Source organism: Myxococcus sp. AM009 (assembly GCF_013372605.1).
In the GTDB taxonomy this organism is placed as follows: Bacteria; Myxococcota; Myxococcia; order Myxococcales; family Myxococcaceae; genus Myxococcus; species Myxococcus vastator.
The window spans coordinates 17236-40529 of sequence record NZ_JABXEP010000027.1 but is presented as its reverse complement, the minus strand read 5'-3'; the positions used below and the strand labels follow the sequence as shown (position 1 = coordinate 40529).

Below are 23294 nucleotides of genomic sequence, written 5' to 3'. Positions count from 1 at the left end.
GCCTGTCAGGCAGCCTGGAGGACGGGGGCCCCGCCGAGGGCCCGGCTGTCAGCCCGTGCGCTCACGCGGCGCGGGCGTGGCCGGCGTGGGCGAGGCGCCGCCCATGCGCTTCAGCAGCTTCTCCAGGATGCGGAAGAGGGCCTTGCGGTCTCCTGCGTCGAGGATGCCCAGGAACTGGTGCATGCCATGGACGACCACGCGGTCGAGCCGCTCCCAGGTCGACTGGCCGTCCTCCGTCAGGCGGCAGTGGACGACGCGGCGGTCGGTGGCGCTGCGCTCGCGCAGCAGGTGTCCCTGGCGCTCCAGCCGGTCCACCACACCCGTGACGGTCTTCTCCGTGACACCCAGCCGGCGCGCCAGCTCGCCCATGGTGAGCGGGCCGTCCTGACCCAGCCAGAGGATGGCGTGAACCTGAGGTGGCGTGAACTGGAGCTGCTCGCACATGTTGGCGATGGGGTCTCGGAGCGAGCTGCGCCGGCCCAGCGCGAGGAGCAGGTTCTGGAGCCTCTCCAGGTCCTCGGAAACGTCTTCATCCTCTTTGTGGAATTTCCGTGACACGGAGTATCCCATAGCGGCCCCGCATGGGCAGGTCAATCTGTTGTCCAGAAGGACGCTGACCTGACGACAATGCAACGCGGGTTGTCCGGATATGCGAGGTGCTACGCCATGCGTCATCTGTTCCTGCTTTGTGCCGTCTCCGCGTTGCTGGCGGGTGGGTCTGCCCAGGCCGACACGGTGCTGGTGTTCTCGGCCGTGAGCACCTCGGACGCGCTCCGGGAGCTGGCGCCGGTCTTCACCCAGGCCACGGGCCACGCGGTGGAGCTCTCCCTGGGGGCCTCCAGTGGCCTCGCACGTCAGGCCCTGGCCGGGGCGCCCGCGGACGTCTTCCTCTCCGCCGACACGGCGCAGCTGGATGCGGTGGAGAAGGCGGGCCTGGTCGCGCCCTCGACGCGCGTGGACCTGCTGTCCAACCGGCTGGTGGTGGTGGTGCCGGTGGACGCGAAGTCAGCCCCGTCATCACCCGCCGGGTTGCGTGGGCTGAAGCGCTTGTCGCTGGCGGACCCGGAGGCGGTGCCCGCGGGCGTGTATGCGAAGGCCTGGCTGGTGAAGGCGGGGCTCTGGACGGCGCTGGCGCCGAACATCATCCCGGCGCTCGACGTGCGCGCCGCGCTGGCGGCGGTGGAGACGGGGCGCGTGGACGCGGGCGTGGTGTATTCCACGGACGCGGCGCATTCGAAGCGCGTGCGCGTCGCCTTCCAGGTGCCCGAGCAGGACGCGCCGCGCATCGTGTATCCGGTGGCGGCGCTGACGAAGGGCGGCGCGCCGGAGGCCGGGCGGGCCTTCGTGCGCTTCCTTCAGTCAGACGCGGCCCGGAAGGTCTTCGCACGCCACGGCTTCGGCGCTCCCAGCGCGCGGGCTCCCTGATGGAGGGCGTCACGGCGTTGGTGTCCTTCACGCTCTGGGTGGCGGCGCTGGCCACGCTCCTCATCCTGCCGCCGGGGCTCGCGGTCGCGTACGCACTGGCGAGGTGGGACGGTCCGGGCAAGGGCGTGGTGGAGACGCTGCTGACGCTGCCGCTGGTGCTGCCGCCCACGGCGGTGGGACTGGTGCTGCTGGAGTTGCTCGGACGCAACGGTCCGTTGGGGCGCGTGCTGGATGCGTGGGGCGTGGAGGTCGTCTTCACGCCCAAGGCCGTGGTGCTGGCGAGCGCGGTGATGGCGTTCCCGTTGCTGGTGCGCTCGGCGCGCTCGGGCTTCGAGGAGGTGGACCCGCGGCTGGTGGCGGTGGCGCGCACGCTGGGCGCTTCGCGCACGCGCGCCTTCTTCCGGGTGACGTTGCCGCTGGCCTGGCGCGGCGTGCTGGTGGGCGCGCTGCTGGCGTTCTCCCGTGCCTTGGGCGAGTTCGGGGCCACGGTGCTGGTGGCGGGCAACATCCCAGGCCGCACGCAGACGCTGTCCCTGGCCATCTTCCAGCGCACGCAGCTGGGGCGGGACGCGGAGGCGCTGCGACTGGCGGGCGTGGCGGCGCTGCTCGCCTTCGTGGCGGTGTTCGCGACCGAGGCGGCGGCGCGGCGGCGCGGGCGGCGGGTGCGCGCGTGAGCCTGGAGCTGGACATCCGGTTGCCACTGGCGCGCTTCACGCTGGAGGTGGGGACGCGGCTGGACGGCGCGTCGGTGGCGGTGATGGGGCGCTCGGGCTCCGGGAAGACGTCGCTGCTGGAGGTGCTCGCGGGACTGCGGCGCGGCGCCCGGGGCCGGGTGGTGCTGGAGGGCCGCGTGCTGCTGGACAGCGCTGCCCGAAGCGACGTGCCGCCCGAACAGCGCCGCATGGGCTACGTGCCCCAGGACGCGCTGCTCTTCCCGCACCTCACGGCGGAGCAGAACGTGCGCTTCGGCGCGCGGCCGGGGCGGGCCTCTCGCGTGGACGAGGCCGTGGAGCTTCTGGAGCTGGCGCCGCTGCTGCGCCGCTATCCGGCCACGCTGTCCGGGGGCGAGAAGCAGCGGGTGGCGTTGGCGCGCGCGCTGGCCACGGATCCGGCGTTGTTGCTGCTCGATGAGCCGCTCGCCGCGCTGGACGTGGCGCTGAAAGAGCGGGTGCTGCCGTACCTGCTGCGCGTGCGCGACGAGTCCCGGGTGCCGATGCTGTACGTGACGCATCAGCTGGGCGAGGCGCGCGTGCTGGCGCGGGAGGCGCTGCTGCTGGACCAGGGACAGGTCCGCGCGGCCGGGCCCGCGGCCGAAGTGCTGGGCGCGGCGGCGCGAGGCCTGCTCGCCGGTGAAGGGGAAGGGGAGGAGAACATCCTCGAAGGCGTCCTGGAGCGCCCGGACGGCGGAGGGCTGCGGCTTCGGGTGCGGGGTGGGTTGTCGCTGTGGGTGCCGGACTCGCCCGCGTTGGCGCCGGGCACGCGTGCGGCCTATGCCGTGCCGGCCGCGGACATCCTGCTGTCCATCCAACCGCTGACGGGCGTCTCCGCGCGCAACGTCCTGACGGGCACGGTGGTGGACGTGGAGCCCGTGGCGACGGGTGAGGACGCGGCCATCGTGGAGGTGGCGGGCGTGCGCTGGGTGGTGTGGCTCACGTCCGCGTCGGTGCGTGAGCTGGGCGTGGCGCCCGGCGCGCGGGTGTCCCTGGCGGTGAAGACGTCCGCGTGCCGGCGGCTGCGCTGACTCATCGCGCAGCACAGATGCGCTGAGCGGCGGAGTTGCCTCAGTGGGCGAGCCCTCCGCGGCGTGTCGTCCGTGAGCTGAGCGAGCGCCAGGCAGGGCAGGAGGAGCGACAGCAGGACAGAGCGGTTCGCGTGGGAGTGCATGCGCGCGGGGGCGCAAGGCGCGCGGCTGCCATCACCACCGTGGCGGACTTCATGCGGAGCGGACCGCGCGGCCACCCCAGGGGCCCCCGCGGAGGGTCGGCCGGAGCCACTCCCGTCACTCGCTGTTCGGAAATGTCGGGGGTTTTGCGCCGCGAAATCTCCCGACATTTCCGAACAGCGAGCTGCCCGGGTGCGCCCCGGCCCTCGGGGCGCCTCGCCTCATGGCGCGGCGCAAAAGGGCTGAGCGATGGCGTCGCCGCGGTAGGCGAACCCTCCGGCGGCATCGCGCGGAGAAATCGCCGCCAGCGCGGGCGGGGCGCCCCACCAGGCTGCGATGGAGCGCTCGCGCACGTCGCGCTTCGCGAACCACCGCATGAGGGGATTGGTGAGGGCCGCGGTCAATTCCGGCCTGGGCGCCCCACCCAGATGATGATTTCGTGGATCAAATATTGAATATGAGAATCGTTATCAATTATGGTGTCGCGCGTGGGGGCCGGAATGGCACAGCGCCGTGTGCGTCTTGTCCTGGCCATCGGTGGTCTCCGGCTCCGCACCACCCGAGGGAAAGGGCCGTTGATGAAGACTCACCCCGAAGAAACGATGCACACGAAGGCCGGCAAGCAGGGCCTGTGGGTGCTGGCCGCCGTGGCGATGGCGCTGGCCCTGTTGGTGAACTGTGGTTCATCCGATGAGGACCCCACCCCGGTGCCCGACGCCGGACAGACGGACTCCGGGACGAACCCGACGCCGGACTCTGGCACCGAGCCGGAGCCCGACGCGGGCACCGAGCCGGAGCCCGACGCGGGAACGGAGCCGGACGCGGGCACGGAGCCGGACGCGGGCACGGAGCCGGACGCGGGCACGGAGCCGCAGTGCCAGAGCGACGTGCCCTGCAGCGAGCAGAGCATCGACCGGCTGAACCTGCTCACGACGCCGTCGACGACGGCGATGTACGAGGAGGAGGCCTCGGAGGGCGAGTTCCGTTCGTATATCGACGCCCGCGCGGGTGGCCTCACGGTGAACCAGTCCTACACCTACGCCCGCTTCACGCCCGAGGGTTTGTCCCGGGTCAACATCGACGACCAGACGTCGCTGGGCGACCACGGCTGGGACGTCGCGTTCCGCCGTTACTACATCCGGGTGAACGGCGGCACGTCCGGCCCGTCCTGCATTGGCGTGGCGCGGCTGCCCACGGGCACCCGCTTCGAGACCGTGACGTCCGTGCCCGAGGACCTGACCTTCCAGTCGGACGCCTGGTACACCGACACGTGCGAGTTCATCCCGGACAACTCGGGCCTCTCCGGGCCGACGATGGCGCTGAGCAGCTTCTGGGCCTACCAGGGCTGCGTGCGGATGACGGGGGATGTCTTCATCATCCGCCTGGCCGACGGGCGCCACGTGAAGTTCGAGGTGACGTCCTACTATGAGCTGGCCGTGCAGGAGCACTGCGACGCGACGAATGAGCTGCCGTCGGGGACGCCGAGCGGCTCGGGGCAGCTCCGCGTGAAGTGGGCCTTCCTGCCATGAAGCTCCGGGCGCTGCTCCTGCTGCTCCCTTTCGGGTGTGGACCTGTCCAGCAGGCCCCGCGTGAACCGCACGAGCGTCACGATGCGTTCGTGACGTGGGAAGCGGGACTGCAAGCGGGAGCGCGCCCCACCTCGCCCTCGGCGATGCCTCCGCGCTTCGACGAGGGCGAGGCGGTGGAGTCGGTCGTGTCCCCTGGGGGGCGCTTCCGCATCCACTTCTCCCGTTCGGGCTCCAACGCCGTGCCGGCGGCGGACGCGGACGGGAGCGGCGTTCCGGACGCGGTGGAGACCGTCGCGTCCGCGTATGACCGCGTCGCCGTCTTCTATGAAGGGCTGGGCTTCCGCCTGCCGCTGGAGGACGGCTGGGTGGGGAGCGACAACGGCGGTGACGGCCGCTTCGATGTGTACCTGGTGGACTTCGGCGGAATCGCGGACGGAGCCTTCCGGCTGGACGGCTGTCTGGAGACGTCGTCGCGCTGCACCGGGCACATGCTCCAGGAGAACGACTTCGCGGGCTACAGCTACCCGTCCTACGGCGAGGCCGTGGACATCCTCGCCAGCCACGAGTTCTTCCACGCCGTGCAGGCCGCCTATCACCCGGGCCTGGGTAGCGTGGCGTCGGAAGGCACCGCGGTCTGGGCCAGTGAGCGCTACCGGCCCGCGTTGGATGACCTGGAGCGCTTCACCGCCGCGTACCTGTCACGTCCGGACCGCACCCTGGCGCTGGACCCGGAGGGGCCGGCGGTGTCCTTCAGCTATGGCACGAGCATCTACTTCCAGTTCCTGGGCGAGCGCTTCGGGGATGGGGTGGTGCGCTCGCTGTGGGAGGAGAGCGTCGTGACGCCGTCGGTCCGCTGGCCGGTGCTGGTGGAGACGGCGTTGCGGCGCGACTGGGGCGCGGACTTCGACACCGCCTTCGCCGAGTTCGCCCTGTGGAACCTGGCCACCGGGCCGCGCCGGGCGCGCGGCGCGGGGTATGCGAGTGGTGAGGGCTATGCGCCGCTGACCGTCGCGCCGCGCACGCTGCCGGTGTCGGAGCCGTCCGTGCGGGTGGCGGCCGCGTCGACGCGCTACTTCGAGGTGGAAGGGGGGACGTCTTCCGTCACCGCCTCCTTCGTGCCGACCGAGGGCGAGGAGGCTCCCTCCATCCACCTGCTGGTGGCCGCGGTGACACCGACGCAGGTGCTGCGCGTCGCGCGGGCGGATGGCGTGGGGACCCTGTCCGCTCGCGTGGACGCCGAGGCCGCCACGCACGTCATCGTCGCCGTTGTGGACGGCCGGCGCGAAGGCCTGGGCCGCTATGGGCGGCTGTGCATCTCCGGGGAGGACTCCGGCGCGCCCTGCGCCACCGTGCCACCGCCTGACCCGGATGGTGGGGCGGATGCGGGCACTGGGAACGACTCGGACGGTGGGGCCGACGGTGGGCCGGGAGGCGCCCCGGACGGTGGCGTGGGCGGTGCGCCGGATGGAGGGGGCGCCGGAGGCCCTGGAGGCGACCTGGACCGTGGGGGTGACGAGGGCGGCTGTTCGTCGGCACCGGGCGGGCTGACGTGGGCGCTGCTCCTGCTGTGGGGGGCGGCCTTCATCCGGCGTTGAGCAAGGTTCGTTCCCCAGGAATGCGCCGGCCGCGACGACCGTGTGCGTCATCCGCGTGACAGTCGGACAGGCGCGGTCCGTGCGGGAGGCGTCAGCTGGAACATCCCGTATCGCGTTGGACGCTATCTCCGATTAAGCGTCCACTCTCCACCGACGCGAATGATTCGGGAACGCCATGCTCAGTGCCTCAGGCCAGGACCGCTCGCCCTCCATCCGTGCCGTGGGGCGGGCACTCCCGCCGCACTACGCCAGTCAGGAGCAGCTCATCGCCGCGTTCCGCGAGCTGTGGGCCACGCGCCACTTCAACCTGGAGCGGCTGGAGGACCTGCACCGCGCCGTCCAGGTGGGGGGCCGGCATCTGGCGTTGCCCCTGGAGGCCTACCCACCGCTGGTGACGTTCCAGCAACGCAATGACGCCTGGATTCGCTCGGCCACGGAGCTGGGTGAAACGGTGGTGCGCCAGGCCTTGGACGCGGCGGAGCTCACGCCCGGGGAGGTGGACCACGTCTTCTTCGTCACCGTGACGGGCATCGCCACGCCGAGCATCGACGCGCGGCTGGCCAACCGCGTGCGCTTCCGCGAGGACTTCAAGCGCACGCCGCTCTTCGGTCTGGGCTGCGTGGCGGGCGCGGCGGGCGTGGCGCGGGCGGCGGACTACCTGCGCGGCTTTCCGGAGCACACGGCGCTCGTCATCGCCGTGGAGCTGTGCTCGCTCACGTTGCAGCGCGAGGACCTGTCCATTCCGAACATCATCGCGTCCGGCCTCTTCGGCGACGGCGCGGCGTGCGCGGTGCTCCGTGGCGCCGCGGCTCCGGGGGCTCGAGGGCCGCGGGTGGTGGCGTCGCGGTCCGTGTTCTACCCGGACACCGAGCGCATCATGGGCTGGGACGTGGTGGACACCGGCTTCAAGGTGGTGCTGTCCGCCAAGGTGCCGGGGCTCGTGAAGGACCACATCCGGGGCAACGTGGACGGCTTCCTCGCGCAGCACGGGCTGAAGCGCGAAGACATCCGGCACTGGGTGGCGCACACCGGCGGGCCCAAGGTGCTGGAGGCCTTCGAGGAGGCGCTGGAGCTGGCGCCCTCGACGCTGGAGCGCTCGTGGGCCTCCCTGCGCGAGGTGGGCAATCTCTCCTCCGCGTCGGTGCTCTTCGTGCTCGGCGAGACGCTGGAGTCCGTGCGCGCGCGGCCGGGGGAGTGGGGCGTGATGATGGCCATGGGCCCGGGCTTCGGCGCGGAGATGGTGCTGCTGCGATGGTGACCTCCACGCAGGCCCTCTTCCTGGGCTTCATGGCGGCGCTCGTCGTGGAGCGGTTGGTGGAGCTGGTGCTCTCCAAGCGCAACGCCGCCCGGGCCTTCGCGCGCGGCGGGGTGGAGACGGGGCAGCGGCACTACCGCTTCATGGTGGTGTTCCACACGCTGTTCCTGGTGGCGTGCGTGGCGGAGGTGTTCCTGCTGCGGCGCGGCTTCCCGGGCGCGTGGGGCTGGGTGGCGCTGGCGGGCGCGGTGGTGGCGCAGGGGCTGCGGTACTGGGCCATCGCCACGCTGGGCGACCGGTGGAACTCGCGCATCATCGTGGTGCCGGGGCTGGCGCCGGTGACAGGCGGGCCCTATCGCTTCCTGCGCCACCCCAATTATGTCGCGGTGGTGTTGGAGTTGGCGTGTGTGCCGCTCATCCACGGCGCATGGTGGACGGCGCTGGCCTTCTCGGTGGGTAATGCGGCGCTGCTCTACGTGCGGATTCGCGCGGAAGAGGCGGCGCTGGGTGAGGTGTACGCGCAGGCGTTCTCCCATCGCCCTCGTTTCATTCCGGAGGTGCCACGTGGCTGAACGCGAACTGGAGGTCATGACGGAGATTCATCGCATCGTCACCGAGGAGCTGGAGTGGAAGGGCGAGGTGGAGCCCTCGCAGGACCTGATACGCGACCTCCAGTTGGACAGCCTGGGCCTCACGGTGCTGGCGGTGGGGCTGGAGAACCGCTTCCGCATCCGCCTGTCCGAAGAGGACGCGCAGGGCGTGCGCACGGTGGGAGATTTGGCGAAGCTGGTGGCGCAGCGAGTCGCGGCTCCGGTGGAGCCCCTGCCGGAGGAGGCCCTGCCGTGAAGGGCGCTGGCGCGCGACTGGTGGGCCCGGCGTTGCCTCCGCCCAGGCACCTGACGGTGAACGCGGCGCTCGCGGACACCGGGCGCTCGTCGCCGCTGGGGCTCACCTTCGTGGACGCGTCCGAGCGCGAGGTGTTCATGCCCTGGGCGGACGTGTATCGACGGGCGAAGCGCACCGCCGCGGGGCTGGCCCGGCTGGGCGTGCGCGAGGGTGACCGGGTGGCGTTGCTGCTGCCCACCTCGCCGGCCTTCATGGACGCCTTCTTCGGCACGTTGCTCGCCGGCGCGGTGCCGGTGCCGCTGTACCCGCCGGTGCGGCTGGGGCGGCTGGAGGAGTATCACCGCGCGACCTCGCGGATGCTCCAGGTGACGGGCTCGGTGATGGTGTTGACGGACTCCCGTGTGCGGCTGCTGCTGGGGCCCAGCGTGGAGCGCGCGCGTCCCCGGCTGGGCTGCCACACGGTGGATGACGTGTCGAGAGGAGACGACGCGCTGGAGGCCCCCGTGCGGCCCGAGGCGTTGGGGCTCATCCAGTTCTCGTCCGGCTCCACGGTGGACCCGAAGCCAGTGATGCTGACGCACGAGGCGCTGCTGGCGCGGGAAGGCCGGGTGGCGGAGGGCGCGCGTGCGTTGGTGAGCGTGGGCAGGCCCGTGGCGGGCTTCGAGGTGGAGGTGCGCGGCGAGACGGGCGAGGTGCTCGCGGAGCGGTGCGTGGGCCAGGTGTTCGCGCGGGGGCCGTCCCTGATGGCCGGCTACTTCGCGGACGCGCAGGCCACGGACCGGACGCTGACGCGGGATGGCTGGCTGGACACGGGCGACCTGGGCTTCATCGCGGAGGGCGAGCTGTTCCTCACGGGCCGGGCGAAGGACGTGGTCATCATCCGAGGCGCGAACCACGCGCCGCAGGCGTTCGAGGAGCCGCTGCAGAACGTGGCGGGCGTGCGCATGGGCTGCGCGGTGGCGCTGGGCTTCACGCCCGAAGGCGCCGAGGACGAGGCGCTCCTCATCCTCGCGGAGCGCGCGGGACAGGAGGCGGATGACGTGGTCGAGGAGCGCATCCGCGCGGCGGTGGTGGAGACGACGGGCGTGCGGCCTCACGCCGTGCGGCTGCTCGTGCCAGGCACGTTGCCGCGCACGTCCAGCGGCAAGCTGCGCCGCGCCGAGGCGCTGCGCCGCTATCTGGCCGAGGAGCTGGCGCCGCCGAAGAAGGTCGGGGCCGTGGGGCTGGCGGTGGAGATGGCCAAGAGCGCGCTGGCGATGGTGCGCGCGGAGAGCGACACGTGACGTCGCGGGCCGGGTGGCGTGTGCCGGCGTCGGCGTGAGACCCGCCGTCATGGGGACGCGAGTCCCGGAGGAGTCCACGCCGTGAAGCGGTATGACGTCGCCGTGGTGGGTGGAGGGCCCGCGGGGCTGGCGGTGGCCATCACCACCACGCTGCGCGGGCTGAACACCGTGGTGCTGGAGCGCGGCACCGCGCCGGTGGACAAGGCCTGTGGTGAAGGGCTGCTGCCTCCCGGCATGGCGGTGCTGGAGCGGCTGGGCGTGCTGCCGTTGCTGGACGACCAGGGCAGCCATCCCTTCGTGGGCATCCGCTACGTCCAGGAAGATGGCAGCACTGCGGAGGGCCTGCTCCCGGGCAAGGGCGCGCTGGGCGTGCGGCGCGTGGCGCTGGCCACGGCGCTGGTGTCGCGGGCGCGCACGGTGGGCGTGGAGCTGCGCGAGCGCACGCAGGTGTTGTCCCATCAGCGGGATGGCAAGGGCGTGGTGCTGCATACGGCCGAGGGCCCGGTGGAGGCCGCCATGCTGGTGGCCGCGGACGGGCTGGCTTCACCGCTGCGCCGCGCGGAGGGCCTGGAGGTGGAGCCCACGGGAGCGCGCCGCTTCGGCCTGCGACGACACTTCCAGCTCGCACCGTGGACGCCCTATGTGGAGATTCACTTCGCGCAGGGCGTGGAGGCCTACGTGACGCCCGCGGGCGCGCGGCGCGTGGGCCTGGCCTTCCTCTGGGAGGGCGGTGTGGTGGAAGGGCGGGTGAGCTTCGAGGCATTGCTGGCCCGCTTCCCCAGGCTGTCGGAGCGGCTCTCTGGCGCGGAGCCGGACTCCCAGCCGCGCGGCGCGGGGCCGCTGGCCCGGGTGTCCCGAGCGCGCATCGCCGACCGCTTCGCGCTGGTGGGCGACGCGGCGGGCTACGTGGACGCCATCACCGGAGAGGGCCTGTCGCTGGCCTTCGTGTGCGCGGAGTCGCTGGGGAACCTGCTCCCGGAAGCGCTCATGCATGGCGCCACGCGCGAGGCGCTGATGCCCTACGAGCAGTGTTTCCAGCGCGTCTTTGGCAAGTACTCCCGATCGACGGGCGCGCTGCTCATGCTGGCGCGACGGCCCTGGCTTCGCCGCCCCGTGGTGCGGCTCCTGGGGAAGACGCCCTGGCTGTTCGAGCGCGTCCTGCACGCCATCGTGACGTGAGGGCGGGGGCGGTGGCCGCTTCGGGCGCGTGCATTCCCGGTTGCCGGCCGAGCCTGAACCCGGTCCACTGCCGGGCTGGGACACGGAATCGGGCCTGGGCCGCGCGGGCTGTCTTCCGAGGTGTCTCGCAGGGAGCGCCGCACGCATGTCGAGGCTCGCATCGGTGTTGTTGCTGTTGGGCGTGCCGTGGCTCGGAGGGTGTCTGTTCGCCGGTCCGCGTCACCAGGGGCCGGTGACGGAGCACTTCGACGGTGAGCACTTCCAGAACCTGGAGCCCGTCAAGCGCCTGAGTCCGGACGAGGTCTTCAAGGCGCTCCGCAAGGGGCCTCGTGGCCCGTGGCGGGACTACGAGGACGCACCTCCGGGCAAGTCGCCTCCGGAGCGCGTGGGGCCGGGACAGCTCCGGGTGACGTTCATCAACCACGCCACCGTGCTCGTCCAGGCGGACGGGCTCAACCTGCTGACGGACCCCATCTATTCGGACCGTCCGAGCCCGGTGCCCTTCCTCGGCCCCAAGCGCGTGCGGCCTCCGGGCATCCGCTTCGAGGACCTGCCGCCCATCGACGTGGTGGTGGTGAGCCACAACCACTATGACCACATGGACCTGCCGACGCTGCGGCGCCTGGAGGCGGCGCACCAGCCGCGCTTCATCGTGGGGCTGGGCAACAAGGCGCTGCTGGACGATGAGGGCTTCCGGCACGTGGTGGAGCTGGACTGGTGGAAGTCCACGGAGGTGGCCCCGGGCCGCACGGTGACGGCGGTGCCGGCGCAGCACCGCTCCAATCGCGGGCTCACCGACAGCGCGGCGACGCTCTGGGCGGGCTACGTCCTCTCCACGTCTGGCGGGCCGGTGTTCTTCGCGGGCGACACGGGCTTCGGTCCCCACTTCGCGATGATGGCCGAGCGCTTCGGGCCCATGCGGCTGTCGGTGCTGCCCATTGGCGCCTACCGGCCCACGGCGTTCCGTCCGGTCCACATGGGGCCGGTGGAGGCCCTGCGGGCGCACAAGGTGCTGCGCTCGGCCACGTCGGTGGCCATGCACTACGGCACCTTCGCGCTCGCGCTGGATGGCCAGGACGAGGCGAAGTACCATCTGCTGTGGCTGCTGGCGCGCGAGCCCGTCCGGCCGCGCTTCTGGGCCCTGGGCTTCGGCGAGGGCCGCGACGTGCCCGCGCTGGACTGAGCGGGCACGCCTGCTCAGAGCTTCATGCGCTTGAACACCGTCTCCGGGATGGTCCGGATGATGAGCATGATGAGCGCCCAGATGCCGGGCACATAGACTTCGTTCTTCCGCGAGTCCGCCGCGCTCAAGAGTCCGCGCGCCACCTTCTCCGGCGAGGCGAACAGCTTGTTCTTCGGCAGGTGCGCCGTCATCGGCGTGTCGACGAAGCCCGGCTTCACCGTCACCACCGCGACGTTGGACTTCATCAGCCGGTTGCGCAGGCCCTGGAGGAAGACGTTGAGCGCGCCCTTCGACGCGCCGTACACGTAGTTGCTCTGCCGGCCGCGGTCGCCCGCAACCGACGAAATCACCACCAGCGTGCCGGCCTTCTGCGCCTCGAAGCGGTTGGCCAGCACCGTCAGCAGCGACACCGCGCTCAGGAAGTTGGTGCGCAGCACCGCCTCCGTCGCCGTCCACGAGCGCTGCGCCTCTGCCTGGTCACCCAGCACGCCGTGCGCCAGCACTACGCCGTCCAGCCCGTCCAGCGCCGTGTACGCGGCCTCCACCAGCGCCTCGTGGGTGTCGAAGTCGTTCAGGTCCACCACCTGCGACGCGACGTTGGCCGCGCCGCGCGTGGCGGCGTCCTTCGTCACCGCGTCGAGGTTCGCCGCGTTGCGGCCAGTCAGGTACAGCGAGGCCCCGCGCGCGGCCAAGAGCCGCACCGTCGCCTGGGCAATGGCGCTGGTGGCGCCGAGGACGAGCACTTTCTTCATGGGGAGCGAATCTCGGAAAGAAGGTCAGCGGACAGGGAAGAGGGCAGGGACGCCGGATTCACCCGCCGCCAGAATGACGAGGAGAACGACGGGTCCACGTACTGCATGAAGCGCTCACGTTGCGGGAAGTACGCCGCGAAGTGCTCCGGGCTCATCCGGGCGTCCTTCGCCGGGTACACCGCGCCGCCCGCCTGCCGTGTCAGCCGGTCCAAATCTTCCACCAGCTTCCACGTCTTCTCGCCGCGGTTGGCGAAGTCCATGGCCAGCGTCACGCCCTCTCGCGGGAAGGACAGCCACCCCGGCGAGGGAATGTCACCGAACGTCTTCAGCACCGACAGGAAGCTGGGCAGTCCGCCGCGCGCGCTGCGCTCCAGGATTTCCTTCAGCGCGTCCTTCGCGGTGGCGTAGGGCACCACGCACTGGAACTGGAGGAAGCCGCGCCGGCCATAGATGCGGTTCCACCCGTAGATGGCGTCCAGCGGGTAGAAGAACGGGTCGTAGTGCGTCAGCCGCTGCTTCGGCTTGCCGTTCTGCCGGTGGTAGTAGAGCCAGTTGAAGGCGGATACCGACAGCCGGTTGAGGCAGAAGGCCGGCATGTCCATGGGCACCGCCAGCCCCACGCCGTGTGACAGGTGGCTCTTGGCCAGCGGCAGCCCGTCGAACTGCGGCGGCGCGAAGTTGCCCCGGTACAGGAGCCCCCGTCCCAGCTTCTTGCCCCGGGCCAGGCAGTCCACCCACGCCATGGTGAACTCGTAGTCCTTCTCCGACGCGCGGGCCACGTCGAGGAACCCCTCCAGGTTCCCGAACGGCACCGTCTCCTGGAGCACGTACGGGTTGCTGATGGGCTTGAGCTGCACCTCGGCCCACGTGACAAGGCCGGTGAGACCCAGGCCACCAATCGTCGCGCCGTACCAGTCCGGATTCTCATCCGGCGCGCACACCCGGCGGCTGCCGTCCGAGCGCAGCAATTCGAAGCGCCGCACGTAGCGGCCGAAGGTGCCACCCCGGTGGTGGTTCTTCCCGTGCACGTCGTTGGCGATGGCGCCGCCCACCGTCACGAACTTGGTGCCCGGCGTCACCGGAAGGAACCAGCCGCGCGGCGCGGCCAGGCGCAGAATCGTGTCCAGCGACACGCCCGCCTCGCAACGGACCACGCCCGTGGCCGGGTCGAAGGCGATGAAGCGGTCCATCCCCGTGGTGAGCAGCAGCGTGCCATCCGCGTTGAGGCACGAGTCGCCGTAGCTGCGCCCCAGTCCGTGGGGCAGCAGGCTGACGTCCTTCCTGGGCAGCGCGTCCGAGCGCCACGCCAGGGCGTGCGTGCGTTGTTCGACTTGGGGGTAACGCCCCCAGGACTCCCGTGACTTCATCGCGAAAGACCTCTCACGTGGCGGCCCATAGCACCAACGCGCACACGAGCCCTACCGCGTAGCTCACCCGGTCCCTCAGGGCGAAGACGAGCGGGTCCTCGTTCACCAGCCCGCGGTGGGCCAGCAGCCACACCCGGCCCACCCAGTACAGCATCACCGGGCAGATGAGCCACAGCCGCTCCGGGTGGGCGTACAGCGCCGTCACTTCATCGGAGGTGATGTAGAGCGCCAGCACCAGCACGGACACCTGTCCCGAGGCCGCGCCCAGGCTGGCGAGCTGCTCGTAGTCCTGGGCCAGGTAGCCACGGCCATGCGCGGACGCCTCGTTGGTCTGCCGCAGCCGGCGCACCTCGCTCAGGCGCTTCACCAGCGCGAGCGAGAGGAAGAGGAACATGCTGAACATCATCAGCCAGCTGGACGTGGGCACGTTGACCGCGAGCGCGCCGCCGAAGATGCGCACCGTGTACAGCCCGGCCAGCACCAGCACGTCCAACATCACCACCTGCTTCAGCCGCAGCGAGTAGGCCAGCGTCAGCACGTAGTAGGTGCCCAGCAGGGCGGCGAAGGCGGGCGGCAGCAGCAGGCACACCGCGGCGCCGGCCAGCAGCAGCACGGGGGCCAGCATGACGCCGGTGCTCACCGGCAGCGTGCAGGCCGCGAAGGGGCGCTTCTTCTTCGTCGGGTGGCGCCGGTCGGAGTCCAGGTCCAGCAGGTCATTCAGCACGTACACGCTGGAGGCGCACAGGCTGAAGGCCGCGAAGCCCAGCAGCGCCTGGAGCAGCTTGTCCGGCTCGGTGGCCTTGTGGGCGGCCAGCAGCGGCACGAAGACGAGCGCGTTCTTCGCCCACTGATGCACGCGCAGCGCCTTCACCCAGGTGCGGAGGTGGGTGTCGGGGCGCTCGAAGACGCGGTGGACGTCGCGGCCCAGGCCCCGGGCCTGCTTCAGCACCCCGGCCGGCGCGTGGACCACGACGATGCGGCGGCACTCACGCCACAAGGGCAGGTCCACCGTGTCGTTGCCCGCGTAGTCGAAGGTGCCCAGCAGCTCCTTCAGCTTCGCCAGCTTGCGCGCGCCGGACAGGTTCACCGTCGCTTCGCTGGCGACGACGTCGGAGAACAGGCCCAGGTGCGCGGCCACGGCTTCGGCGATGCGCCGGTCCGCCGCGGTGGCCAGCACCAGCCGGCGGCCTCGGGCCTGCTCCTCGCGCAGGTACGCCAGGAGCTCTTCGTGGTAGGGCAGGCTGGCCGCGTCCAGGGCCGCGCGCCGGGCCACCTCCGCCTTGAAGAAGGCCTTGCCCTTGAGCACCCAGAAGGGGGCCAGCAGCAGCAGCCAGGGGGCACGCTTGAAGAGGACCAGCAGGTTCTCGTGCAGCGTGTCCGTGCGCACCAGCGTCCCGTCGAGGTCGACGGCGAGTGGTACGTCCGGAGAGTCCTCGGGGAGGGGCGTTTGGGGAAGCATGGGCAGCGGTGTGACGGAAGCCGTCAAAGGGCGGGCAGGGTAGCGCAGACGCCCTCCGCGCGGAAAAGCCACCTCAGGGCAGGCACGCCAGAACTGCGGTCGGGTGGACGCTCAGTCCAGTCGAGCCACCAAAAGCGTCTGCAAGGGCAGGTGCCGGATGGGGCGGCTGTTCTCGATGCGAAAGCCCGCATCGTCCAGGAAGCCTTCCACCTCGGCGGGCGTGTAGGCGGCCGCGCCGGAGGTGAGGAAGTAGTGCAAGCCAATCAATGGCGCCGCGCTGGTGGGCGTGTCGACACTCTCACGCAGATACTCCAGCACCGCCAGCGTCCCCCGGGGCGCCAGCGAGGCGCGCACCCGCCGCAGCAGGGCCACGTTCTGTGCGGGGGACAGGTGGTGCATCACCTGGAAGAGCATCACCCCGTCATGCGGGCCGCCCAGCTCCGCGGTGAGGATGTCGCCCTCGCGGTGGGTGACGAGGTGGCTCAGCCCCGCCGAGGCGATGATTTCCCGGCCCACGCGGGCGCTGCCTTCCAAATCCAACACCGTGGCCTTCAGGCCCCGGTTGCGCAGACACAGCTCGGCGGCGTACCAGCCGTGCGCGCCGCCCAGGTCCAACACCTGCTTCGCACCGCGGGGCAGGGGGATGGCCGCCGCGACCTCCGGGGCCGCCAGCCGCGCCAGCTGGTGCATGGCATGGATGTAGTCGCGCCAGCGCGCGTCGTCGGGCGCGAAGCCGTGGATGTCCACCGCCTGACCGGTGCGCACCACGCCCTCCAGCCCGTTCCACCAATCCCACTGGGCGTAGTTGAACTCCAGGAAGGCGCCCACGTAGCGGGGCGAGCGCGGGTCCAACCAGCGCCTGGCGCGCGGGGCCAGCCGGTAGCGTCCACCGCGCTGGCGCTCCACGGCCTCGCAGGCGATCAGCGCCTCCAGCAGCGTGCGGGTGCCCTCCTGGGACAGCTTCAGCCGCTCGGCCAGCGTCTCCGCGGACACCGGTCCGTCCGTCAGGGCCTCATAGACGCCCAGCCGCGCGCCGGCCATCAGCGTGCGCGACGCCATCATCCCGAAGAAGGCCTGGGCCACCGGCTGTGGGGCCAGGTTGAGCCAGTCCGCCACGCGCTCCAGCAGGTTGTCCGCCTTGAGCCCCAGCCTCATGCGTGTGCTCCTAACGCCTGCGCCTGTACCCAGCCACGGCGGCCAGGCCCACGACGAGGAGCGCGGCCTGGGCACCCAGCACGCAGCCTTGCTGGTCTGCCTGGCGCACGCCAGTGTAGCGACAGAGCCCGTCATCGCAGGTGAAGCGGGGGGAGCAGTCCCGGGTGCTGCGGCAGGACGTATTCACCCTGCCTGTACTGTCGTCGCCCTCGGGGTTGTCCCGGTCCGCGCCGCCCTCGCCCACGGAGGCGTCGGGGAGGCCCGCGTCGAGCCCACCGTCGGATTGGGCCATGGCCCCCAGCGGCAGCAGGAGGGGAAGGCAGGCCAGCAGGCGGCGCAGGTGAGAGCGGAAGGGAGACATCGGGGCCGCCACCCTAACCGCCTGGAGGGACGGATGCATCCTCCGCGGTGGCAGGAGCACCCGGGGGCAGATTGTCTGACCCTTCCCTTCGCATCTGGTACGGTACGCCCCGCGATGGCACCCCGAATCCTCGTCGTCGATGACAATCAGGAGCTGTTGTCCCTCCTCACGCAGCTCTTCGAGGAGGCGGGCTACGAGGTCCTGGGTGCGAGCCGCGGCAAGCAGGCGGTGGAGCTGGCCAAGGCCCAGCCTCCGGCGGCGGCCGTGCTCGACATCTTGCTGCCCGACATGATGGGGTACCACCTCGCGGACGCGCTGCGGAAGGACAACCCCCAGCTCCCGCTCCTCTTCATCACCGGCGTCTTCAAGGGTGGCAAGCACGCCGTCGAGTCGCGCACCAAGTACCAGGCCGCCGGCTACTTCGAGAAGCCCTTCGAGGCCCAGAAGCTGCTCGAGGCGATGACGAAGGTGCTGCCTCCGGAGAAGCCCTCCGCTTCGGCCGCGTCGCTCCAGGACGCCTTCGAGGTGGAGCTGGACATCGACGTGGAGGAGGAGGGCCCGCAGGACGCCATGGAGCTGACCGGCCGCATCAAGGTGACGGGCGGCGGCAACATCACGGCGGAGATTCGCGGCGCCAACCTCACGGCCAGCCCCATGCAGAAGGTGCCGGCCACCCACGTGCGCCCGCCCACGCCAGGACGTCCGCCGGACCCGCCGCCCGCGGGCGCGCCGGGCAGCCGTCGTGGCGAAATCCGGGACAACCTGCCCTCGCTCCTCACCGCCTTCTATCTCTCCCGCGAGACGGGTGAGCTGGGCGTGCAGAAGGGCAAGGTGAAGAAGGTCGTCTACTTCGAGAAGGGCACGCCGGTGTTCGCCCTCTCCAACCTGCTCGCGGACCGCTTCGGCCAGTTCCTCGTCCGCGTGGGCAAGATCAAGCCGGAGCAGCTCCAGGACGCGTCGGCGGTGGCCGCGCAGTCCAACCGCCGCACCGGCGACGTGCTGGTGGAGCGCGGGCTGCTCAAGGACACCGAGCGCCTCTATTACGTGGGCCAGCAGGTGAAGGCCGTCATCTATTCGCTCTTCGCGTGGGATGAAGGCTCGTACGTGCTGAGCTTCCGGGAGAAGGCGAGCGCGGAGTCCATCAAGCTGGACCTGCACCCGGCCAACCTCATCGTTCGGGGCATCAAGAAGCTCTACAAGCCGGAGCGCCTGCGGCGTCTGCTCCAGCCAGAGGACCGCCTCATCCCCGCCGTGGCTCCGGCCTACCAGCTCAACGAAGTGGAGCTGGAGCGGTGGGAGGCGGAGCTGCTGCCGAAGATTGACGGCAACCGCACCGTGGCGGAGTTGCTGGCGTTCGCCAACCGCCCCGAGCACGTCGTCTACGGCTTCCTGGTGGCGATGATGTCGCTGGGCATCCTGGACAAGCGCAGCTAGCCGCCGCGCTGTCCGTCCCCGCCGTCACGGGCGGGACGCTGTACCAAGGGGCTCAGCCGCCGACGAGCCGCGAGCCCATCCAGAACAGGCCCAGCGCGCAGGAGCCCACGGCCACCGCGCGCTGCACCCAGAGGGTGATTCGCGCGTTCAGCCGAGCGATGCCCTCCGCGAAAATCAGCCCCACCACGCCCATGCCGATGAGGATGCCCAGCGCGAAGCCGGGCAGGTACATCCACGCGGCCATGCTCATGCTGCCGCCCACCAGCAGCGGGGGCAGGGCCAGCAGCAGCGAGCGCACGCCGCTGACGGCCATCAGCGCGCCCGCAGTGGTGCTCACCGTGTGCACGTGCTGGTGCGGCTCCTGGGTGTGGCCGGGCAGGTGCGGGTGACCGTGGTCCAGGCTGCTGGGGAACAGCAGGGCGGCCACCGCGAGGGCCACCAGCACGGCGCCGCCGAAAATCTCGGCCCAGCGCTCGAAGGTCTCTGAAAGGCCCACGCCCGCCAGGATGCAGAGCGCGGCGATGCCGCCCAGCATGACGGCGTGTCCCAGCGCGAAGCGCACGGCGGTGGCGATGGCGGCGCGGCGCCGGCCTCCCCCCAGGGTGCCGAGGGTGGCCATGGCGGCGCAGTGGTCCGGGCCCACGGCGTGGAGCATGCCTTGGGACAGGCCAAGCAGGAAGGCGAGGAGAATGGGCTGCACGACGCGGCACCCTAGCCGTGCTTCAATCGGGAGGCCAGCAGGAGAGGAGAACCGACCCTTCATGAGGATGACCACCCGACGGCTGTCCGCCGTCATGCCGCTCGCGCTCTGTCTGCTTCTGTCGCCTGGCTGCGACAAGGGGCCCGACCAGCTCCGGGACGCGGAGAAGTCCTACCGCGAGCTGATTGACCGCCGCGTGTCTCCCCTGGACCCGGCATGGGACCCCGTCATCAACGCCTTCGAGGCGATTCCCAAGGACTCCAAGGCCCGTCCGGAGGCGGAGCAGCGGATCGCCACCATTCGACGCTTGCGGGGAAAGCTGCCGCCGCGCCCCCTGGCCACGCCGGGGGCCACGGGCCCCGGGACGTCGGAGGTGGATGCCAGGCGCGCCGCGTGTGAGGCCCTGGCCATCCGGCTGGGCCAGACGCCGGAGGGCGCGGACCGGGAGCCCTTGCACCAGGCGCTGACCGAGTGCCGCAAGGCGCTGGTCCGGCTGGAGGCGCACAGCCATCCGCCCGGGGAGCATGGGCATGACCATGGTGGTGAAGCGGGGCATCCCGCCCACTGACGGGGCGCTGTCGCTGGACGTTGAGTGGCGCGGGCTTTGTGATTAATGAGCCCGCATGCCCATGCCCCAAGCAGGTGACCAGGCCCCCGCGTTCCAGCTCCCCGACCAGGATGGAACCCCGGTATCGCTCGCGCAGTTCGCGGGCCGGAGTGTCGTCCTCTACTTCTATCCGAAGGACGACACCCCCGGATGCACCGTGGAGGCGTGTGGCTTCCGCGATGAGCACTCCGCGCTGGAGGCCGCGGGCGCGGTGGTGCTGGGCGTGTCCGCGGACAGCACCGCGAGCCACCGGAAGTTCGCGACCAAGTTCAACCTGCCCTTCCCGTTGCTGGCCGACGTGGACCACGCGCTGTCCGAGGCTTACGGCGTCTGGGGCGAGAAGTCGCTCTATGGCCGCAAGTTCCTGGGCATCACCCGGGCCACGTTCCTCATTGGCCCGGATGGCGTGCTGAAGCAGGTGTGGCCCAAGGTGAAGGTGAACGGCCACGTCGCCGAGGTGCTGGCCGCGCTGAAGGGCGATGCCCCGGCGGCGGACGGTGCTGAGAAGAAGCCCGCCGCGAAGAAGGCGCCCGCGGGGAAGAAGGTCGCCACCGCGAAGAAGGCTCCGGCGGGCAAGACTGTCTCGGGGAAGACCGCTGCAGCCAAGCGGGTGCCGGCGAAGAAGGCGGCTCCGGCCGCCAAGGCGCCTCGTGCGGCAAGGAAGGTCGCGGCTGCGGCGAAGAAGGCTCCCGCGGCGAAGAAGTCCGTGGCGGCGAAGAAGTCCGTGGCGGCGAAGAAGGCCCCCGCGGCGAAGAAGCCTGGCGCCGGCAAGAAGAAGGCGTCCGTGAAGGCGCCCGCGAAGAAGGCCGCGGCGGCGAAGAAGGCCACCAGGAGGTAGCGCTCCGGGCGGCTCAGGGCGGACGCAGTCCCAGACGTCCTCCATCGAGCAATCCCCGGCGGGCCCGGAGGCACCGCCAGCCCGCGGCCTGGAAGTGGGCTTCCTCGACGAAGAAGCAGCCCTCAGCGGAGCGGGCGCCGGGAGCGCTGAAGAGGGCTGCTCCCGGCCGCCGCTGGGGCTATATGTGGAGTCCGTGCGGTCCGTCGTCACGCGGACATGGCGTCACCCCGGGGGCTCCATTCCCGGCGTGCCCCATCTTCGGAAAGTACGAGCAACCAGCTTGAAGGGACTCGGAGGAGTCGACATGCGCGAGCGGAATATTCGGCGGTGGGGTTCGGCGGCGGCATTGATGGCGGGCGCGGTTCTGGCTGTGGGCTGCCGGGGCCTTCCGGAGACGGGTGGCAGTCAGCCGGATGAGCCGCGGGGCAACTTTGCCGCCCAGCGCGGTGACCAGCCCGCTGCGATGAAGAACATGGAGGGTGGCGACACCAACACGCCGCTGCCGCCTTGGACGCTGCCGGCGAACCGGGGCTACAACGGCACCATCGACCAGATTGGCTCCAGCATCGACCCGCGCACGGCGAAGAACGACGGCACCCAGGGCCGCTCCATCATCGACGACGCCGGGAAGATGATGGGTGACCAGTACAACGTGCAGGGCGGCGCCGCGTACTCGCCCGCGGCCCAGGGCCTGGGGGGCGAGGACGGCGCGGCGCTGGGTGGCAAGCGCGGTGGCCACTCCAGCGGCTTCAGCCCGCTGGGCTGGCAGGACCGCAGCGGCCCCTATCGCCGCTGAAGTCCGCCCCTTCCATCCGCTCCCGGTGCAGGGCGCCGGGAGCGCGCGTGGCAGTCCGGCCTCCGCGCCTTCAGCGGGAGGCCAGCATCACCTCGGTCGGGTCGCGGCCGGTGAAGGTGCTGACGAGCCCCTCGGCCAGCGCGTGGTGCTCCGGGCTCCCCAGCAGGGCGAGCCGGTCCTCCGCCGGGTGCGCGAAGCGGGCACTGAGCGCGTCCAGCCGCCGGTGCGCCTGCGCGATGCGCTCCCGTGACACGCGACCGGACTCCACCGCCTTCACCAGGGCTTCGATGGCGCGGCGCTGCACGTCCGCGTCGTGGCACACCAGGAACAGGTCCACGCCCGCGAGCGTGCCCTGCACGGTGGCCTCTTCCACGGAGTAGTGGCCGGCGATGGCCTTCATCTCCAGGTCGTCGCTGACGAGCACCCCGTCAAAGCCCAGCTCCTCGCGCAGCACGCCCTGGAGCACGCGCTGACTCATGGTGGCGGGCACGCCCGGGTCCAGCGCGTCGAAGAGGACGTGCGCCGTCATCAGGGACGCCAGCCCCGCCTGGGCGAAGGCGCGGAAGGGCACCAGCTCCACGCGGCGCAGCCGCTCCATGTCATGCGGCAGCCGCGGCAGCGTCAGGTGGCTGTCGGTGGTGGTGTCGCCGTGACCGGGGAAGTGCTTGCCACACGAAGCCACGCCGCCCGCCTCCAGGCCCCGCGCGAGCGCCACGCCCAGCCGCGCCACTTCCTCCGCCTCGCGGCTGAAGCTGCGGTCGCCAATGACGGGGTTGTCCGGGTGGGTGTCCACGTCCAGCACCGGCGCGAAGTCCCAGTCGAAGCCCAGCGCGCGCAGCTCATACGCCAGCAGCCGGCCCACGCGCTCCACCTGGGCTGCGTCGCCGCGCTGTCCCAGCTCACGCATGGGCGGCAGCGCGGTGAAGGGCTCGCCGCGAAGCCGGGCCACGCGGCCTCCCTCCTGGTCCACCGACAGGATGAAGGGCCGGCCCGCGCGTGTCTTCACCGCGTGGCACAGCGCGGCCGTGTCCGCGGCGCTGCCCACGTTGCGCTTGAAGAGGATGGCGCCGTAGATGCCGTCATCCATCAGCGCGGCCAGCTCGCTGTCGATATGAGTGCCGGGAAAGCCCACCATGAAGAGGCGGGCACAGTCGCGGTAGAGGGCGGAGGTGGTCGTCACGGCGCGCAGTCTGGCAGAAGCCGGGGGCTGGGCGCTCGGGAGGAACACCGTGCCCCAGAATGCGTCGGCTGCCTGCCAGGCCGCAGGGCGGTGAGGCGCGCTACTGGAGGATGGCTCCCTGGGCGAAGCGCTTCACCACCCCCAGCAGGTCGTCCAGGGAAAAGGGCTTGGGCAGGAAGGCCGCGCAGCGCAGGTGCTTCCAGTAGTCCGGCGGGCTGGCGCTCATCATCACCACCGGGATGTCGCGCAGCAGGGGACTGCGCTCCATCGCCTCCAACAGGGCCGGGCCGTTCATCACCGGCATCATGTAGTCGAGCAGCACCAGGCAGGGGCGCTCCTCGGCCATCCGCTCCAAGGCCTCCTTCCCATTGAGCGCGATGGCGGTCCGGTAGCCTTCGTCGTTCAGGAGGTCGCGCATGGCCTCGACGATGCCGAACTCGTCATCGACGATGAGGATGGGGCCCATGC

Annotated in this window: 24 protein-coding genes; 15 read left to right on the top strand and 9 right to left on the bottom strand. The window is 71.2% G+C overall.

Annotation, left to right across the window (positions count from 1 at the left end):
• Positions 1 to 48 precede the first annotated feature (48 nt).
• A complete protein-coding gene (locus tag HV824_RS09555) occupies positions 49 to 570 on the bottom strand; it encodes a MarR family winged helix-turn-helix transcriptional regulator (RefSeq protein ID WP_176415695.1) in 522 nt (173 codons plus the stop codon).
• Positions 571 to 666: 96 nt separating this feature from the next.
• Here HV824_RS09555 and modA point away from each other — a divergent pair, with 96 nt between their 5' ends.
• The 11 genes from modA (at position 667) to HV824_RS09500 (ending at position 12177) form a co-directional block, all read left to right on the top strand.
• Positions 667 to 1425, top strand: a complete 759-nt coding sequence (modA, locus tag HV824_RS09550; RefSeq protein WP_176415696.1) for a molybdate ABC transporter substrate-binding protein — start codon at positions 667 to 669, stop codon at positions 1423 to 1425.
• A gap of 20 nt (positions 1426 to 1445) precedes the next feature.
• Positions 1446 to 2099 carry a molybdate ABC transporter permease subunit gene (modB, locus tag HV824_RS09545; protein WP_368670833.1) on the top strand — a complete coding sequence of 218 codons (654 nt, stop codon included), beginning with the start codon at positions 1446 to 1448 and terminating at the stop codon, positions 2097 to 2099.
• Entirely contained in the window at positions 2096 to 3166 is a 1071-nt protein-coding gene (gene modC / locus HV824_RS09540; RefSeq protein ID WP_176415698.1) for a molybdenum ABC transporter ATP-binding protein, read from the top strand. Before modB ends, modC begins: the two co-directional genes overlap by 4 nt.
• A 719-nt stretch (positions 3167 to 3885) precedes the next feature.
• Positions 3886 to 4836 (top strand): HmuY family protein, encoded by a 951-nt coding sequence (locus HV824_RS09535; RefSeq protein WP_255207894.1) that lies wholly within the window; start codon positions 3886 to 3888, stop codon positions 4834 to 4836.
• Entirely contained in the window at positions 4833 to 6431 is a 1599-nt protein-coding gene (locus HV824_RS09530; protein ID WP_176423131.1) for an MXAN_6640 family putative metalloprotease, read from the top strand. Before HV824_RS09535 ends, HV824_RS09530 begins: the two co-directional genes overlap by 4 nt.
• A 175-nt stretch (positions 6432 to 6606) precedes the next feature.
• Positions 6607 to 7689, top strand: coding sequence for a type III polyketide synthase (locus HV824_RS09525; protein ID WP_176415701.1), 1083 nt, complete (start codon positions 6607 to 6609; stop codon positions 7687 to 7689).
• A complete protein-coding gene (locus tag HV824_RS09520; protein WP_176423130.1) occupies positions 7683 to 8258 on the top strand; it encodes an isoprenylcysteine carboxyl methyltransferase family protein in 576 nt (191 codons plus the stop codon). The genes HV824_RS09525 and HV824_RS09520 overlap by 7 nt, the downstream gene beginning before the upstream one ends.
• The gene (locus tag HV824_RS09515; protein WP_176415703.1) at positions 8251 to 8532 is read left to right on the top strand and encodes an acyl carrier protein; all 282 of its coding nucleotides are present in this window, start codon (positions 8251 to 8253) and stop codon (positions 8530 to 8532) included. Before HV824_RS09520 ends, HV824_RS09515 begins: the two co-directional genes overlap by 8 nt.
• Positions 8529 to 9815, top strand: coding sequence for an AMP-binding protein (locus tag HV824_RS09510; protein ID WP_176423129.1), 1287 nt, complete (start codon positions 8529 to 8531; stop codon positions 9813 to 9815). Before HV824_RS09515 ends, HV824_RS09510 begins: the two co-directional genes overlap by 4 nt.
• Before the next feature lie 81 nt (positions 9816 to 9896).
• The gene (locus HV824_RS09505; RefSeq protein ID WP_176415705.1) at positions 9897 to 10994 is read left to right on the top strand and encodes an NAD(P)/FAD-dependent oxidoreductase; all 1098 of its coding nucleotides are present in this window, start codon (positions 9897 to 9899) and stop codon (positions 10992 to 10994) included.
• A 145-nt stretch (positions 10995 to 11139) separates the two neighbouring features.
• Positions 11140 to 12177 (top strand): MBL fold metallo-hydrolase, encoded by a 1038-nt coding sequence (locus HV824_RS09500; RefSeq protein ID WP_176415706.1) that lies wholly within the window; start codon positions 11140 to 11142, stop codon positions 12175 to 12177.
• Positions 12178 to 12191: 14 nt separating this feature from the next.
• On the opposite strand, the gene HV824_RS09495 is transcribed toward HV824_RS09500, so the two are convergent.
• The 5 genes from HV824_RS09495 to HV824_RS09475 form a co-directional block, all read right to left on the bottom strand.
• On the bottom strand, positions 12192 to 12929 hold the full coding sequence (locus HV824_RS09495) for an SDR family oxidoreductase (protein ID WP_176415707.1): 738 nt from the start codon (positions 12927 to 12929) through the stop codon (positions 12192 to 12194).
• Positions 12926 to 14296 carry an FAD-binding oxidoreductase gene (locus HV824_RS09490; protein WP_176423128.1) on the bottom strand — a complete coding sequence of 457 codons (1371 nt, stop codon included), beginning with the start codon at positions 14294 to 14296 and terminating at the stop codon, positions 12926 to 12928. Before HV824_RS09490 ends, HV824_RS09495 begins: the two co-directional genes overlap by 4 nt.
• 13 nt (positions 14297 to 14309) lie before the next feature.
• Positions 14310 to 15755: a UbiA family prenyltransferase gene (locus HV824_RS09485; RefSeq protein WP_176423127.1), complete on the bottom strand. Its 1446-nt coding sequence runs from the start codon at positions 15753 to 15755 to the stop codon at positions 14310 to 14312.
• Between the two features lie 111 nt (positions 15756 to 15866).
• Positions 15867 to 16910 carry a class I SAM-dependent methyltransferase gene (locus tag HV824_RS09480; protein WP_176415710.1) on the bottom strand — a complete coding sequence of 348 codons (1044 nt, stop codon included), beginning with the start codon at positions 16908 to 16910 and terminating at the stop codon, positions 15867 to 15869.
• Positions 16911 to 16920: 10 nt separating this feature from the next.
• The gene (locus tag HV824_RS09475; RefSeq protein WP_176415711.1) at positions 16921 to 17271 is read right to left on the bottom strand and encodes an MXAN_6627.5 family MYXO-CTERM protein; all 351 of its coding nucleotides are present in this window, start codon (positions 17269 to 17271) and stop codon (positions 16921 to 16923) included.
• A 114-nt stretch (positions 17272 to 17385) separates the two neighbouring features.
• On the opposite strand from HV824_RS09475, the gene HV824_RS09470 reads away from it, so the two are divergent.
• Positions 17386 to 18705, top strand: coding sequence for a response regulator (locus HV824_RS09470; RefSeq protein ID WP_176415712.1), 1320 nt, complete (start codon positions 17386 to 17388; stop codon positions 18703 to 18705).
• Positions 18706 to 18757: 52 nt separating this feature from the next.
• Here the strand turns inward: HV824_RS09470 and HV824_RS09465 are convergent, their stop codons facing one another.
• Positions 18758 to 19405 (bottom strand): hypothetical protein, encoded by a 648-nt coding sequence (locus HV824_RS09465; protein ID WP_176415713.1) that lies wholly within the window; start codon positions 19403 to 19405, stop codon positions 18758 to 18760.
• Between the two features lie 67 nt (positions 19406 to 19472).
• Here HV824_RS09465 and HV824_RS09460 point away from each other — a divergent pair, with 67 nt between their 5' ends.
• From HV824_RS09460 to HV824_RS09450, 3 genes are all read left to right on the top strand, one after another.
• Positions 19473 to 19973, top strand: coding sequence for a hypothetical protein (locus tag HV824_RS09460; RefSeq protein ID WP_176423142.1), 501 nt, complete (start codon positions 19473 to 19475; stop codon positions 19971 to 19973).
• Positions 19974 to 20034: 61 nt separating this feature from the next.
• A complete protein-coding gene (gene bcp / locus HV824_RS09455; protein ID WP_255207893.1) occupies positions 20035 to 20850 on the top strand; it encodes a thioredoxin-dependent thiol peroxidase in 816 nt (271 codons plus the stop codon).
• Between the two features lie 304 nt (positions 20851 to 21154).
• Positions 21155 to 21646, top strand: coding sequence for a hypothetical protein (locus HV824_RS09450; protein ID WP_176415715.1), 492 nt, complete (start codon positions 21155 to 21157; stop codon positions 21644 to 21646).
• A 70-nt stretch (positions 21647 to 21716) separates the two neighbouring features.
• On the opposite strand, the gene nagZ is transcribed toward HV824_RS09450, so the two are convergent.
• Positions 21717 to 22826 (bottom strand): beta-N-acetylhexosaminidase, encoded by a 1110-nt coding sequence (gene nagZ, locus HV824_RS09445; protein ID WP_176415716.1) that lies wholly within the window; start codon positions 22824 to 22826, stop codon positions 21717 to 21719.
• Between the two features lie 100 nt (positions 22827 to 22926).
• A complete protein-coding gene (locus HV824_RS09440; protein ID WP_176423125.1) occupies positions 22927 to 23292 on the bottom strand; it encodes a response regulator in 366 nt (121 codons plus the stop codon).
• Between the last annotated feature and the right edge of the window lie 2 nt (positions 23293 to 23294).